The sequence below is a fragment of the Nonomuraea monospora genome, from assembly GCF_039531895.1.
Classification (GTDB): Bacteria; Actinomycetota; Actinomycetes; order Streptosporangiales; family Streptosporangiaceae; genus Nonomuraea; species Nonomuraea monospora.
Genome location: NZ_BAAAQX010000019.1, coordinates 145,071 through 159,169, shown reverse-complemented (window position 1 = coordinate 159,169; position 14,099 = coordinate 145,071). Strand labels below are relative to the sequence as shown.

The 14,099-nt window shown below is 72.4% G+C and carries 14 protein-coding genes; 11 read left to right on the top strand and 3 right to left on the bottom strand.

What is annotated here, in order from left to right; all coding sequences use genetic code 11:
* Positions 1–4: 4 nt before the first annotated feature.
* The 3 genes from ABD331_RS32700 to ABD331_RS32690 are packed head-to-tail and all read right to left on the bottom strand — an operon-like array spanning position 5 to position 2,312.
* A complete protein-coding gene (locus ABD331_RS32700; protein ID WP_344483195.1) occupies positions 5–1,006 on the bottom strand; it encodes a CPBP family intramembrane glutamic endopeptidase in 1,002 nt (333 codons plus the stop codon).
* The gene (locus ABD331_RS32695; protein WP_344483192.1) at positions 1,003–1,968 is read right to left on the bottom strand and encodes a hypothetical protein; all 966 of its coding nucleotides are present in this window, start codon (positions 1,966–1,968) and stop codon (positions 1,003–1,005) included. The genes ABD331_RS32700 and ABD331_RS32695 overlap by 4 nt, the downstream gene beginning before the upstream one ends.
* A complete protein-coding gene (locus ABD331_RS32690) occupies positions 1,965–2,312 on the bottom strand; it encodes a GntR family transcriptional regulator (RefSeq protein WP_344483189.1) in 348 nt (115 codons plus the stop codon). Before ABD331_RS32690 ends, ABD331_RS32695 begins: the two co-directional genes overlap by 4 nt.
* Before the next feature lie 105 nt (positions 2,313–2,417).
* On the opposite strand from ABD331_RS32690, the gene ABD331_RS32685 reads away from it, so the two are divergent.
* The 11 genes from ABD331_RS32685 (at position 2,418) to ABD331_RS32635 (ending at position 14,036) form a co-directional block, all read left to right on the top strand.
* Positions 2,418–3,887, top strand: coding sequence for a leucyl aminopeptidase (locus ABD331_RS32685; protein ID WP_344483186.1), 1,470 nt, complete (start codon positions 2,418–2,420; stop codon positions 3,885–3,887).
* Between the two features lie 51 nt (positions 3,888–3,938).
* A complete protein-coding gene (gene lpdA, locus ABD331_RS32680; protein ID WP_344483183.1) occupies positions 3,939–5,303 on the top strand; it encodes a dihydrolipoyl dehydrogenase in 1,365 nt (454 codons plus the stop codon).
* Positions 5,304–5,341: 38 nt separating this feature from the next.
* Complete coding sequence (gene sucB, locus ABD331_RS32675; protein WP_344483180.1) at positions 5,342–6,835, top strand: 2-oxoglutarate dehydrogenase, E2 component, dihydrolipoamide succinyltransferase; 1,494 nt, start codon at positions 5,342–5,344, stop codon at positions 6,833–6,835.
* A gap of 329 nt (positions 6,836–7,164) precedes the next feature.
* The gene (locus ABD331_RS32670) at positions 7,165–8,058 is read left to right on the top strand and encodes a TIGR01777 family oxidoreductase (RefSeq protein WP_344483177.1); all 894 of its coding nucleotides are present in this window, start codon (positions 7,165–7,167) and stop codon (positions 8,056–8,058) included.
* Positions 8,059–8,096: 38 nt separating this feature from the next.
* A complete protein-coding gene (locus tag ABD331_RS32665) occupies positions 8,097–8,834 on the top strand; it encodes a Type 1 glutamine amidotransferase-like domain-containing protein (RefSeq protein WP_344483174.1) in 738 nt (245 codons plus the stop codon).
* 37 nt (positions 8,835–8,871) lie between these two features.
* Entirely contained in the window at positions 8,872–9,564 is a 693-nt protein-coding gene (gene lipB, locus ABD331_RS32660) for a lipoyl(octanoyl) transferase LipB (protein ID WP_344483171.1), read from the top strand.
* Between the two features lie 60 nt (positions 9,565–9,624).
* Entirely contained in the window at positions 9,625–10,614 is a 990-nt protein-coding gene (locus tag ABD331_RS32655; protein ID WP_344483168.1) for a M48 family metalloprotease, read from the top strand.
* A gap of 42 nt (positions 10,615–10,656) precedes the next feature.
* Entirely contained in the window at positions 10,657–11,586 is a 930-nt protein-coding gene (gene lipA, locus ABD331_RS32650) for a lipoyl synthase (protein WP_344483165.1), read from the top strand.
* 207 nt (positions 11,587–11,793) lie between these two features.
* Positions 11,794–12,750 (top strand): AraC-like ligand-binding domain-containing protein, encoded by a 957-nt coding sequence (locus tag ABD331_RS32645; protein WP_344483161.1) that lies wholly within the window; start codon positions 11,794–11,796, stop codon positions 12,748–12,750.
* A 90-nt stretch (positions 12,751–12,840) separates the two neighbouring features.
* On the top strand, positions 12,841–13,227 hold the full coding sequence (locus tag ABD331_RS32640) for a VOC family protein (protein ID WP_344483159.1): 387 nt from the start codon (positions 12,841–12,843) through the stop codon (positions 13,225–13,227).
* A gap of 11 nt (positions 13,228–13,238) precedes the next feature.
* Entirely contained in the window at positions 13,239–14,036 is a 798-nt protein-coding gene (locus ABD331_RS32635) for an alpha/beta fold hydrolase (RefSeq protein ID WP_344483157.1), read from the top strand.
* The last annotated feature ends 63 nt before the right edge of the window (positions 14,037–14,099 follow it).

The window sequence follows — 14,099 nt, the reverse complement described above, 5'->3', positions numbered from 1 at the left end:
GGGGTCAGGCCGACTCCGCGCGCTCGGCGCCCTCAACGCGCTCGGGGCCCGAGACGGGGTCGGGGCCCGAGACGGGGTCGGGGCCCGAGACCGGGTCGGGGCCCGAGACGGGGGCGGGGTCCGGGGCCGGGCGCGGCGGGCGTACCGGATAGAAGCGGAGCAGCGCCGCGCCGAGCAGCCCGATCAGCACCCACCCCACCACTCCCGTGATGCCGGCCAGCAACTCGTTCGGCGGCACGGCGGCGTCACCGAGCAGCAGCGCCACCCCGGCGATGGCGTTCAGCGAGCCGTGCGCCACGACCGCGGGCCACACGCTCCCGGTGCGCAGCCGCAACCACCCCATCACCACCCCGGCCACCACGCAGAACGGGATGAAGGCCAGCGCCGCCCACGAGCCGAGCCGCGGGTAGTTGTAGCCGAGCAGGGTGAGCGGCGCGTGCCACACGCCCCAGATGGCGCCGGAGAGCAGCAGCCCGGGGAGCACGCCGTCGCTGGAGACGAGCCGGGGCACGAGCCAGCCGCGCCAGCCCCACTCCTCGCCCAGCGCGGGGATCGCGTTCAGCACGGGCCCGGCCAGGGCGGCGATGACGAGCTGCACGACGGCCACCGTGGTCAGGTCGGCGGGCGCGTCAACGCCCTGCGCCTGCCAGGTCGCCCTGAGCAGGCTGAGCCCTTCGAGGTCGAGCGTGACCAGGCCCACGGCGGCGCTGATCCCGAGGGCCAGGAAGGTCAGCAGCGGCACCCCCAGCCAGGCCGTCAGCACCAGCAGCCCGGTGCGCCCCTTGCGCTCGCCGAGCGTGAGGCCGGTCTGCCTGGCCCACTGGCGGAACGGCGTGCGCGACACCGCCCACACGCCGAGCACGCCCACGGTCGGCGTGAACATCATCAGTGTGCCCGCCACCTGCAACTGCGGCGGGACCAGCCCGCCCCCGAACCACAGGGGCAGGGCCGCCGCCCAGGACAGCGCGAAGGCCAAAACCAGAAAGATGAGCAGAGGTCTTTTCATGAGGGGACTCGCTCCGAGATGAGGGCGTTGATGAGGGATGCGCCGCGCTCGGCGTCGTCGATGCTGATCGCGAGCCGTCCGCCGGAACGGTAGCGCAGGACCAGGCATTCGCCGCCGCGCAGCATGATGGTGGCGTTTCCCGGCAGCCCGCGGAAGCCCCAGCCGCCGACCTCGCCCGGATGCCGCGTCTCCGACCAGGCGGACTCGACCTTGGACAGTGCGATCTTGCGCGCGGGCCAGCCCAGCGGGCCGAAGCCGATCGTGATCAGGTCGCCGCGGACCCTGACGGAGACGGCCATGGTGGCGATCGCGACGACGAGCAGGATGACGCAGACGGGCACGAGCCCGGCGAGCACGCCTCCGGACGCCGTCCCGGCGAGGGCCAGCGCGCCCGTCACCGCGAGGACGGCCACCGCCAGGACCCCTATCGCGACCAGCCACCGGTTGACGACCCGGCTGACCCAGACGGCCTGCTGGCCGGGCCTGAGCCTGAGCAAGGGCCGGGCACCGCTCCCGCCGGACGGCTCGTCGGGGGCGCCCCTGCTCACGTACGCGGCCAGCGTCCCGAGCACGAGGGCGGCGGCGATCACGGCCGGGATGTGCCAGCCGGGCAGCAGGGCGTCCTGCCAGGTGGCGGCGTCGAGGTTGACGGCCAGCGTCGAGACGCTCGCGCCGAGCAGGATCACGCCCATGCCGTACATGCACGCGCTGGCGGTCATCCGAGCCGCGCGCCGGTCGCGCGCCCGGCCGAGCAGGAGGAACACCAGCCACAGCGAGGCCCAGATGACCTCGGTCGTGATCACGTAGCCCGTCAGCGAGTTCGACCCGTCGGGCACGCTGCCCGACGTCCCCCAGTGGGTGGCGAGGGGGTCGGGCAGCCGGTCGCGCAGCGCCAGGGGCGCCAGGAGCAGCGCGGCGGCCACGGCGAGCCACCACCCGACAGCGACGACACGGGCTTTCATGTGAGTTCCTCCACGATGGTGATGAGGTCTTCGCGGCTGTAGCCGTACTTCTTGGCCTCGTCGAGCAGTTCGCGGGCCCGCTGCACGAGCAGGGCCCGCCCGTCCGCGCGGCGGGCGACGCTGACGCCGCGGCCCCTGCGGAACTCCAGGAGCCCCTCGTCGCGCAGGTCGCGCAGGGCACGCAGCACGGTGTTGGGGTTGATGCCCAGCACGGCGGCCAGGTCACGGGCCGGCGGCAGGCGGTCGCCCGGCCGGTAGGAGCCTTCGCCGATGGCACGGCGGATGGCGCTCGCCACCTGGTCGTGCAGGGGGCGCGCGTCGTTGAGATCGAGCGTCAGCAACATGGTGCTAATGACACTAGCACCATTGATCAGATGACGCTGACCGAGGATTTGTAGGATGAACCCCTGTTTGTGAGTACGCAGAAACCGTGGATAGCATCGGTTTACGTGACCACTGTGCGGCTGAACTCAGCAGATCCAGTCTCCGTAGACACCGACGCGTTGATCGTCGGTTTCCGGCCCGGCCAGGACGGCCCCGTTCCCACGGTGGGCGCGGAGTCCCTGGAGTCCGCCTTCGGCGGCAAGCTCGCCGCCTCGCTCGGCGCGGTCGCCTTCTCCGGCAAGGCCGGTGAGCTGGCCAAGCTGCCGACGTTCGGCGCCGTGGCCGCCCCGCTGCTGGTCGCCGTCGGCCTCGGCGACGAGCCGGGCCTGGAGGGCCTGCGCCGCGCCGCCGGCGCCGCCGTGCGCTCCCTGGCCGGCACCTCCCGCGCCGCGCTCGCGCTGCCCGCGCAGAGCGCCGAGGAGGCCGAGGCCGTCGCGCTGGGCGCGCTGCTCGGCGCCTACACCTTCGCCCGCTACCGCACGAACGGCGAGCAGAAGGCCCCCGTGTCCGAGCTGACGGTGATCTCCGGGCAGCCCGAGGCGGTGGCCGAGCGCGCGGGCGTGCTGGCCGACTCGGTCGCCCTCGTCCGCGACCTGGTCAACACCCCGCCGTCCGACCTGTGGCCCGCCAAGTTCGCCGACCTCGCCGAGGAGGCGGGCGGCAAGGCGGGCATCAGCGTCGAGGTGCTGGACGACCAGCAGCTCAGGGACGGCGGCTACGGCGGCCTCATCGGCGTCGGCCAGGGCTCGGCCAACCCGCCGCGGCTGGTCCGCCTCGCCTACCGCCACCCCGAGGCCGGCAAGACGCTCGCCTTCGTGGGCAAGGGCATCACGTTCGACTCGGGCGGCCTGTCGCTCAAGCCGTCCGCGTCCATGGACTGGATGAAGTCCGACATGGGCGGCGCGGCGGCCGTGCTCGGCGCCGTCATCGGCATCGCGCGGCTCGGCCTGCCGGTCAACGCCGTCGGCTACCTCTGCCTCGCGGAGAACCTGCCGAGCGGCACCGCGCAGCGCCCCTCCGACGTCATCCACAGCTACAGCGGCAAGACCGTCGAGGTGCTCGACACCGACGCGGAGGGCCGCCTGGTCCTCATGGACGGCATCGCCCGCGCCGCGGAGGACTCCCCCGACCTGATCGTGGACGTGGCCACCCTCACCGGCGCCCAGATCGTCTCGCTCGGCTGGCGCACCGCCGGCGTCATGTCCAACGACGACGCCATCAGGGAGCTGGTGGTCGAGGCCGCCGGCGCCGCCGGCGAGGGCGCCTGGGGCATGCCGCTGCCCGAGGAGCTGCGCAAGGGCCTCGACTCCCCGATCGCCGACCTCGCCAACCTCCACCCCGAGCGCTGGGGCGGCATGCTCACGGCGGGCATCTTCCTGCGCGAGTTCGTGCCCGACGGGGTGCGCTGGGCGCACATCGACATGGCCGGTCCCGCCTTCAACAAGGGCGAGCCGTACGGTTACACCCCGAAGGGCGGCACGGGCGCCATCACCCGCACCCTCATCGGACTCGCAGAGCGGCACGCGAGCATCTGAAACAAATGAAAAGATGACGGCATCACGAACACCCCGACAAGGAGCCTTCCTGTGGCCTATGACATCGTCGTCCTAGGGGGCGGCAGCGGCGGTTACGCCTGCGCCCTGAGGGCGGCTGAGCTGGGCAAGTCGGTCGCCCTGATCGAAAAGGACAAGATCGGCGGCACCTGCCTCCACAGGGGATGCATCCCCACGAAGGCCCTGCTGCACTCCGCCGAGGTCGCCGACGAGACCCGTGAGAGCGAGTCGTACGGCGTCAAGGCGCGCTTCGAGGGCATCGACGTCCAGGGCGTCCACGCCTTCAAGGACAAGATCGTCACTCGGGCCTGGAAGGGCGTGCAGGGCCTGCTGAAGGGCGCGGGCGTGACGATCGTCGAGGGCGAGGGCCGTCTCGTCGGCGCCGGCCGGATCCAGGTCGGCTCCGAGGTGTACGAGGGCCGCAACCTCGTCCTGGCCACCGGCTCGGCCCCCAGGTCGCTGCCGGGCCTGGAGATCGACGGTGAGCGCGTCATCACCAGCGAGCACACGCTCAGGATGGACCGCGTGCCCAGCTCGGTGATCGTGCTGGGCGGCGGCGTCATCGGCGTCGAGCTGGCCAGCGTCTACCGCTCGTTCGGCGCCGAGGTGACGATCGTCGAGGCGCTGCCGCACCTGCTGCCGACCGAGGAGGAGTCCAGCTCCAAGCTGCTGGAGCGGGCCTTCCGCCGCCGCGGCATCAAGTACGAGCTGGGCGTCTTCTTCGACAGCGCCAAGACCACCGAGACGGGCGTGGTCGTCACCCTGGCCAACGGCAAGACCCTCGACGCCGAGCTGCTGCTCGTCGCGGTCGGCCGCGGCGCCGTGTCGGCGGGCATGGGCTTCGAGGAGCAGGGCATCACCGTCGAGCGCGGCGCCGTCGTGGTCGACGAGCACTGCCAGACCTCCGTGCCCGGCGTCTACGCCATCGGCGACCTCATCCCCACCCTGCAGCTCGCGCACGCCGGGTTCGCCGAGGGCATCATGGTGGCCGAGCACATCGCCGGCCTCAACCCGCCGCCCATCGACTACGCGGGCGTGCCGCGCATCACCTACTCCGACCCCGAGGTGGCCTCGGTCGGCCTGACGTCCGCGCAGGCGGCCGAGCGTGGCATCGAGATCGTCGAGCAGGTCTACGACCTGGCGGGCAACCCCAAGAGCCAGATCCTCGGCACCTCGGGCGCCGTGAAGGTCATCGCCGAGAAGGACGGCCCGGTCGTCGGCGTCCACATGGTGGGCCGTCGCATCGGGGAGCTCGTCACCGAAGGTCAGCTCATCTACAACTGGGAGGCCCTGCCCGCAGAGGTCGCCCAGCTCATCCACGCACACCCGACCCAGTCCGAGGCCATGGGTGAGGCGATGCTGGCCCTGGCCGGCAAGCCGCTGCACGTACACAACTAGTCCAGCCCTCGAGATCAGAACGCGAGAGAAGAATAACGATGCCGGTCTCCGTACAGATGCCCCAGCTCGGCGAGAGCGTTACCGAGGGCACGGTAACCCGTTGGCTGAAGAAGGAGGGCGAGCGCGTCGAGGCCGACGAGCCGCTCCTCGAGGTGTCGACCGACAAGGTCGACACCGAGATCCCGTCGCCGTCCGCGGGCGTGCTCACCAAGATCGTCGTCGCTGAGGACGAGACGGTCGAGGTCGGCGCCGAGCTCGCGATCATCGACGAGAACGGCCAGCCGGGCGCCGCCGCCCCGGCCCCGGAGGCGGCCCCCGCGCCGGCTCCCGAGCCCGAGCCCGCTCCGGCCCCGCAGCCCGAGCCCGCCCCGCAGGCCTCCTCCATCCCGCAGCCGGCCCCGGCGCAGCCCGCCCAGGCCCCCGCTCCGGCCCCGGCGCCCGCGCCGCAGGCCGCTCCCCCGGCTCAGCCCGCCCAGCACGCCGCCCAGCCGGTCGCCCAGCCGGTCGCGCGGCTCGCCCCGGCCGCGCCGTCGGGTGACAGCCCGTACGTGACGCCGCTGGTGCGCAAGCTCGCCAACGAGCACGGCGTGGACCTCGACGCCATCAACGGCACCGGCGTGGGTGGCCGGATCCGCAAGCAGGACGTCCTGGAGGCCGCCAAGGCGCAGCGCGAGCAGGCCGCAGCCGCTCAGCCCGCCGCTCAGCCCGCCGCCCAGGCCCCGGCCGCCGCGCCCGCCGCCGCGACGGCGGCGCCCGCCGCCCCGGCCGCCCCCGCCGCCGCTCCCGAGCCGGTGGAGGTCGACACGACGCTGCGTGGCCGCACGGAGAAGATGAGCCGCCTGCGTCAGACCATCGCCAAGCGCATGGTCGAGTCGCTGCAGACGGCCGCGCAGCTCACGTCGGTCGTCGAGGTCGACGTGACGAAGATCGCGCAGCTCCGGGCCAAGGCGAAGGACGACTTCTTCCGCCGCGAGGGCGTGAAGCTGACCTTCACCCCGTTCTTCGCGATGGCCACGGTCGAGGCGCTCAAGCAGCACCCCAAGCTGAACGCCACGATCAACAACGAGACCAACGAGGTCACGTACTTCGACGTGGAGAACCTCGGCATGGCGGTCGACACCGAGCGCGGCCTGCTCGCCGCGGTCGTCAAGAACGCCGGTGACCTCAACCTCGCCGGCCTCGCCCGCAAGATCACCGACCTCGCCGAGCGCACCCGCAACAACCAGGTGACGCCCGACGAGATCACCGGCGGCACGTTCACGCTGACCAACACCGGCAGCCGGGGCGCGCTGTTCGACACCCCGATCCTGAATCAGCCGCAGGTCGGCATGCTCGGCACGGGCGCCGTCGTGAAGCGGCCCGTGGTGATCGACACGCCTGAGGGCGAGGTCATCGCGGTGCGGTCGATGGTGTACCTGGCGCTGACCTACGACCACCGCCTGGTGGACGGGGCCGACGCGGCTCGCTTCCTGACGACGATCAAGCGTCGGCTGGAGGAGGGGCGCTTCGAGGCGCAGCTCGGGCTCGCGTAACTCGGCGCCTGCGGGTGTCTGATCGGCCGGGCGGCTCCTTCCACGGGGGCCGCCCGGCCTTTTCGCGCGCTGGAAGGGCACCCGCCGGAGTACGGCGGCAGACGACGTGGCGGGCGGCGCAAGGCAGCGTGCTGCGAGCACCGGCGACCCGAGGCGGCGCGGCGGGCGGTGCAAGGCAGCGTGCGGCGGCCAGCGGGCTGCGGGCTGCGTGCGGGTGGCGGGCGCGCAGGTGGTGGGCGCGCAGGTGGTGGGGTGGTGGGCGCGGCGCGCGGCAGGGGTCCGGCGTGGGGAACGGCGGCGGGGAGCCGGGCCCGGCGTACTGTGGCCTCATGGCGATCATCGTGACGGGCGCGTCCGGACTGATCGGGACGGCCCTGGTAGAGGCGCTGCGGGCGCAGGGCCGCGAGGTGGTCCGCCTGGTGCGCAGGCCACCGCAGAAAGACGACGAGGCGTTCTGGAACCCCGCCGAACAGGTCGTGGACCTGGCCGCGCTGGAGGGCGCCGAGGCGGTGGTGCATCTGGCCGGGGCGTCGATCGGCGACAGGCGGTGGACGCCCGCGTACAAGCGCGAGCTGGTCACCAGCCGCACCCAGGGCACCAGAGTGCTGGTGGACGCCCTGCGCGAGCTCTCAGAGCCGCCTGGGGTCCTTCTGTCGGCCTCCGGCATGGACTTCTACGGCGACACCGGCGACCGGGTGGTCGACGAGAGCCAGGGCAACGGCCACGGCTTCCTGCCGGACCTGTGCCGGCGGTGGGAGGCGGAGGCGCTGCGGGCGCGGGAGGCCGGGATCAGGACGGTCCTGGCACGCACGTCGCTGGTGCTGAGCGGGAGCGGCGGGGCGCTCGGCCGGATCCTGCCCATCTTCAGGATGGGGCTGGGCGCGCCGCTCGGGACGGGGCGGCAGTACTGGTCGTGGATCAGCCTGGACGACTGGGTGGGCGCGGCGCTGCACGTGCTGGCGACCCCGGAGGCCGAGGGGCCGGCCAACTTCGCGTCGCCGGGCCCGGTGACGAACGCCGAGTTCACCAGGACGCTCGGCAAGGCGCTGCGCCGGGGCACGCTGCCGATCCCTGTTCCGGCGTTCGCGCTGGCGGCGGGGCTGGGCGAGTTCGCGCGCGAGGGGTTGCTGGTCAGCCATAGGCTGGAGCCGGCCATGCTTACGGCGAGTGGCCATCGCTTCACGCATACGCGTCTCGACGAGGCCTTGAGCGCCGTACTGTAGGTTGCCGTCCAATCTCTAGCACCTGGGAGAACTCTGACATGAGCCGGTCAGGACAGTCGCACATCCTCGCCATCGGGGGCGGGTCGTTCCGTCCCAGCAGGCGCCACGGCCAGCTTGAGGCCAGCGCGCTGCTGCGGTACGGCCTCGACCTGACCGGCCAGGACCGTCCGAAGCTGGGCCTGGTGGCCACGGCGACGGGCGACGCGGCCGACTGGGTGCTGAAGATGTACGGCGCCTTCGCGGGCTGGGATGTCGAGCTGAGCCATCTGACGGTGTTCCCCATGCCGAACGTGGCCGATCCACGCGCCTGGATCCTTGAGCAGGACATGATCTATGTCAGCGGTGGCAGCGTGGCGAACCTGATGGCGTTGTGGCGGTTGCACGGGCTCGACGAGGCGTTCGAGGAGGCCTGGCGGGCCGGGGTGGTGCTGTCGGGGCAGAGCGCGGGCGCGTTGTGCTGGCACGTCGGCGGCAACACCGACTCCTTCGGCCCCGACCTGCGGGTGTGGGCCGAGGGGATGGCGCTGCTGCCGTACTCGTGCGGGGTGCACTACAACTCCGAGCCGCAGCGCCGGCCGCTGCTGCAGCGGTCGGTGGCCGACGGTGAGCTGCCCGGCGGGTACGCCGCCGACGAGGGTGTCGGCCTGCACTACGTGGGCACGGAGTTCATCCAGGCGGTGAGCGTCGAGCCGGCCGCTTTCGCGTACAAGGTGGAGACCGACGACGCGGGAAAGGTAAAGGAGTTCAGGATCGAGCCACGTTTGCTGACCCCCTGATTACCCTTCGAGGGTGAGGGAACGGCACAATAGGCTCATGCGCCCCACCCCCGGGGACGATCCCCACGCACTCGCCATCGTCCGCCTCGGAGTCGACGTCCCCTACGAGCAGGCCTGGTCGTTGCAGCGCTGGGTGCACGGCAAGCGGGTCGCAGGAGAGCTCACCGACACCGTCCTGATCCTCGAGCACGCGCCCGTCTACACGGCGGGCAAGCGCACGGCCCCGCACGAGCGTCCCGCCGACGGCACCCCCGTCGTCGACGTCGATCGCGGCGGGCGCCTGACCTGGCACGGCCCCGGGCAGCTGGTGGCCTATCCGATCGTGGCGATCACCGACGTGGTGGCGTTCGCCTGCCGCCTGGAGGACGCGATGATCCAGGTGTGCGCCGACTTCGGAGTCACCGCCAGGCGGGTGTCCGGCAGGGGCGGGGTCTGGGCGCTCGGCGACTCGGCCCTGGGCCTGCCCGACCGGCAGCTCGGCGCGGTCGGCCTGCGGGTGGCGAAGGGCGTGACCATGCACGGCTTCGCCCTCAACTGCGCCAACGACCCCCGCTGGTTCAACCGCATCACCCCGTGCGGCATCCCCGACGTGGGGGTCACCTCGCTGTCGGCGGAGACGGGCCGCCGCATCGTGGTGGAGGAGGTCATGCCGATCGCGGAGAAACGGCTGGCGGAGGCGCTCGGCAAGGAGCCGTTCGACCTGCACGAGGAGGATCTGCTCCGGCGCTGAGGCGGCCGTTGACCGAATCGGCATCTGGTAGGCGCGCGTTCCCGGCTTACCATCGCCTTTGTGACGCGTCTTTGCGCTCTTGTGCTCGCGCTCGTGGTGCACCTGCTGACGCTGGCGTTCGTCGCGCTGGGCGGGTGGATCATCCTGCGTGCGCCGGGATCGGTGTGGTCGTGGCTGCTGGGCGGGGTGAGCCTGGCGATCGGCTGGATGTTGCGGCCCCGGCTGGGCCGCCTGCCCGCCGACGCCGAGGTGCTCGACCGCGCGGCGGCGGCGGAGCTGTACGCGCTGGCGGACCGGGTGGCCGACCGCGTGGGGGTCAAACGGCCGGGCAAGGTCGTGCTGCTCGACCTGGCCAGGCGCACCGGCTACGACCGGGTCGGGCTGGCGCGCACCCCCGTCCTGCTGATCGGCCTGCCGCTGTGGCTCGCGCTGCCGCCCAGGCAGCGGGTGGCCCTGCTGGCCAGGGCGTACGCGCGGACCCCGACCGGTGACGAGCGGGTGGTGAGCGAGGCGCTGGCCACCCTGGACGCCTGGCGGGACGCCCTGATCGGCCCCGGCTCCGCGCCGCTCAAGGCCAGGTCGGACGCCGAGGACAAGATCGCCGCCGGCACCCCGATGGCGCTGGAGGCGGTGCACCCCGCCTACGACGTGACGGGTTTCCTGGGCCGCCTGGTCGGCCGCGTGCTCGGCGGCCCCGTGCTGCTCACCCGGTATCTGCTGGCCCGCCTGGCCCGCGCCGGGGAGAGCCGCGTCAGGGCCAGGCACCGGGCGCTGACGCTGCGCGTGGTGTCGGAGCAGGAGCTGGCCGACCTGGAGGCGCTGGAGCGGCGCGGCGGCTACGTGGCGCCGATGCAGGCGGCGGCGCTGCGCGGCGAGAGCGTGTCGGCGATCCGGCGCACGGTGCTGACCAAGTTCCAGCTCACCGCCGACGGCGTGTGGTCCTCCGCGCCGCACTCGGAGCTGCTCGGCACCGGCCAGTCCGACGGGATCGACGAGGAGCTGGCGGCGCACTACGCGCGGGCGATCCGCGGCTTCGGCCTCATCTCCTGACCCTGGACCGGGTCGCTGTCGCGGCGGACGTAAGCTGAGAAGGTGACCGTTGCTCCTGAAGGCCGAAAGCTCCTCCGCCTGGAGGTGCGTAACGCCGAAACCCCTATCGAGCGCAAGCCCCCGTGGATCAAGACCAAGCTGAGGACGGGCCCCGAATACACCGAGCTGAAATCGCTCGTGCGCCGGGAGGGCCTGCACACGGTCTGTGAAGAGGCGGGCTGTCCGAATATCTACGAGTGCTGGGAGGATCGCGAGGCGACCTTCCTCATCGGCGGCGACCAGTGCACCCGCCGCTGCGACTTCTGCCAGATCGACACGGGCAAGCCGAAGGAATACGACCGCGACGAGCCGCGCAGGGTCGCCGAGTCCGTCCAGCAGATGGGCCTGAAGTACGCGACCGTGACCGGCGTGGCCCGCGACGACCTGCCCGACGGCGGCGCCTGGCTGTACGCCGAGACGGCGCGCCAGATCCACGGGCTGCTGCCCGGCTGCGGCGTCGAGCTGCTGGTGCCCGACTTCAACGGCAACCGCGAGCAGCTTGAGGAGGTCTTCTCCAGCAAGCCCGAGGTGTTCGCGCACAACGTCGAGACGGTGCCGCGGATCTTCAAGCGCATCCGTCCCGCCTTCCGCTACGAGCGCTCGCTGGGCGTGATCACGATGGCTCGCGAGGCCGGGCTGGTCACCAAGTCCAACCTGATCCTGGGCATGGGCGAGACGCGCGAGGAGATCGTCGAGGCCATGCGCGACCTGCACGCGGCCGGCACCGACCTGCTGACGATCACGCAGTACCTGCGGCCGACGCCGCGCCACCACCCGGTGGAGCGGTGGGTCAAGCCGGAGGAGTTCGTCGAGCTGCAGGCCGAGGCCGAGGCGATCGGGTTCGCCGGGGTGCTGTCCGGGCCGCTGGTGCGGTCGTCGTACCGGGCGGGCCGGCTCTACAAGCAGGCCATCGAGGCCCGTCAGAGCGCCTGACCCACGCATCGGAGCCCCGGGGCTGGTTCCCGGGGCTTCCGCATGTCAAGGCAAGCCGCATGTCAGAAAACGCCGCATGGCAGGAACGCTGCGTCTCGGGAGAGACGGCATGTCGGGAAGTGGCGGCATGTCGGGAAATTTGGCGTTTCCTTCGGCCGATCCCGATCGGGCTAGCATGGCAGCCGAGCCGATGAGGGGGCGAGGCCCATGGCCGTGCTGATCCGCACCAGCGACCTGCCCGCGGCGCGCCGCCACGCCGCCTGGCGCGGCATCGTCTGCGACACTCTCGGCCCGCTCGACCTGCGCATCGACCCCGACGCGCCGTTACGCGGCGAGATCGAGTTCGGCAAGCTGGGCGCCGTGGGCGTCGGCAGGATCAAGACCTCCACCCCGCACAGCGTCCACCGCACCTCCGGATTGATCCGCCGCGACAACCCCGAGCTGTACCGCGTGGTGCTCACGCTGTCGGGCAGCCCGCGCCTGTCGCAGGACGGCCGCAACACGCAGCTCAGCAGGGGCGAGTTCGCGATCTACGACTTCTCCCGGCCGTACGAGCTGGCCTACGACTCGGCGGTGCGGCTGGCGGTGTTCAGCTTCCCGCGCGACCAGCTCGCCGTGTCCGCCGACGCGGTGGCGGAGCTGGCCGCGCTGCCCATCGGGGCCGGGTCGGGCGCCGCCGCGCTGGCCGTGCCGCTGCTGCGGCGGGTGGCGCTGGACCACGAGACCTACCAGCCGGGCAGTGCCGCGCGGCTGTCGACCGTGGTGACGGACCTGGTCGGCGCCGCCGTGGCCGAGCGCCTGGACCAGGCGCGGTCGCTGCCCGCCGACGCCCGGCAGCGGACGTTGCTGCTGGAGGTGCACACGTTCATCGAGCAGCGACTGGGCGACCTCGATCTCGACCCGGCGGCCGTCGCGGCGGCGCACCACATCTCCGTGCGTTACCTGCACCGGCTGTTCGAGTCGGAGAACACGACGGTGGCCGCCTGGATCAGGCAGCGGCGGCTCGAACGTTGCCGCGCGGACCTGATCTCGGGGGGCGCCGGGTCGGTCAGCGCGGTCGGCGCCCGGTGGGGGCTGCCGGACGCGGCGCATTTCTCCAGGTTGTTCCGGCAGGCGTACGGGATGCCGCCCGCCGAGTATCGCCGGGCCCATAACGTGCGCTAGTCGTCAATCCGCCTGGCATCCAGATCCAAGACCGGTGGCCCCCTCGCGCAGCAGACTGAGGGCACACCGAAAGCGAGAAGGGATCTGGAGATGCAGCTCTTCGTCAACATGGCCGTCAAGGACCTGGACAGGTCGAGCAAGTTCTTCACCGAACTCGGCTTCAACCTGTTCGGCATGGCCCAGGGCATGGCGTCGGTCATCATCAGCGAGCAGACGCAGGTGATACTGCTGGAGGAGCCGGTGTTCGGCTCGTTCACCACCAAGGAGATCGCCGACGCGGCCAAGAGCACCGAGGCGATCCTGTGCCTCGGCGTGGAGAACCCGGCCCAGGTGGACGAGCTGGTGGACAAGGCCCTGGCCGCCGGCGCCACCCCGGCGGGCGTCCCGCAGCAGGGCGGCCCGCGCTACCAGCGCGGCTTCGCCGACCTCGACGGACACCACTGGGAGGTGCTGTGCCTGGTGCCGCCGACCGCGTGAGGCCGGATGGGATGAGGACCGACGCGGTGAAGTCGGCCGACGGGACGCTCATCGCCTGCGACGTGTCCGGTGAGGGCCCGGCCGTCGTCCTGGTCCAGGGCGCGTTCTCGGATCGGCGGCATCCGCTGATGACCGCCATCGCGGGCGGCCTGGCGCGGTGGTTCACGGTTCACAACTACGACCGGCGCGGGCGCGGCGGCAGCGGTGACACGCAGCCGTACGCGGTGGAGCGCGAGATCGAGGACCTGGCCGCCGTCGTCGAGGCGGCGGGCGGGTCGGCCATGGTGTTCGGCGGCTCGTCGGGCGCGGCGCTGGCGCTGGAGGCGGCGGCCGTGAACCCGTCGATCTCGAAGCTGGCCGTGTGGGAGCCGCCCTACCACGTGGACGGCAGCGCGCCCGCCCTCCCCCTCGACTTCGCCGGGCAACTCGCCGACCTGGTCGTGATGGGCCTGCGCGGTGAGGCTGTGGAGCGGTTCATGGTCGAGGCGGCCGAGATGCCGCGCGAGGCCGTCGCCGGGATGCGGGCGCATCCCGCCTGGGCCGAGATGGAGGCCGTGGCGCACACGCTGGCCTACGAGGCGGCCGTGCTGGGGCCGGGCAACGCGCTGCCCGCCGGGCGGCTGGCCCGCGTCACGCAGCCGACGCTGGTGCTCAACGGGGCCGACAGCGCGGCGTGGATGGTGAACGCGGGGGTCGCGGTGGCGGCGGCGGTGCCCGGCGCGGTGCGGCGGGTGCTGGAGGACCAGGCGCACAACGTGGCGCCGGAGGCGCTGGTGCCCGAGCTGCTGGAGTTCTTCGTGACGGCCTGACGGGCCGCCCTGGTCCTTTGCATTACGCAAAGGTCACAAACCTATCGAGTACTCGGTTTTCTG

What these genes read in the sequence shown, in the direction of transcription:
- ABD331_RS32690 (WP_344483189.1), bottom strand. Translation starts at nt 2,312, where the DNA reads ATGTTGCTGACGCTCGATCTCAACGACGCGCGCCCCCTGCACGACCAG.
- lipB (WP_344483171.1), top strand. Translation starts at nt 8,872, where the DNA reads ATGCGCCCCACCCCCGGGGACGATCCCCACGCACTCGCCATCGTCCGC.
- ABD331_RS32635 (WP_344483157.1), top strand. Translation starts at nt 13,239, where the DNA reads ATGAGGACCGACGCGGTGAAGTCGGCCGACGGGACGCTCATCGCCTGC.
- ABD331_RS32700 (WP_344483195.1), bottom strand. Translation starts at nt 1,006, where the DNA reads ATGAAAAGACCTCTGCTCATCTTTCTGGTTTTGGCCTTCGCGCTGTCC.
- ABD331_RS32665 (WP_344483174.1), top strand. Translation starts at nt 8,097, where the DNA reads ATGAGCCGGTCAGGACAGTCGCACATCCTCGCCATCGGGGGCGGGTCG.
- sucB (WP_344483180.1), top strand. Translation starts at nt 5,342, where the DNA reads ATGCCGGTCTCCGTACAGATGCCCCAGCTCGGCGAGAGCGTTACCGAG.
- ABD331_RS32645 (WP_344483161.1), top strand. Translation starts at nt 11,794, where the DNA reads ATGGCCGTGCTGATCCGCACCAGCGACCTGCCCGCGGCGCGCCGCCAC.
- ABD331_RS32695 (WP_344483192.1), bottom strand. Translation starts at nt 1,968, where the DNA reads ATGAAAGCCCGTGTCGTCGCTGTCGGGTGGTGGCTCGCCGTGGCCGCC.
- ABD331_RS32640 (WP_344483159.1), top strand. Translation starts at nt 12,841, where the DNA reads ATGCAGCTCTTCGTCAACATGGCCGTCAAGGACCTGGACAGGTCGAGC.
- ABD331_RS32670 (WP_344483177.1), top strand. Translation starts at nt 7,165, where the DNA reads ATGGCGATCATCGTGACGGGCGCGTCCGGACTGATCGGGACGGCCCTG.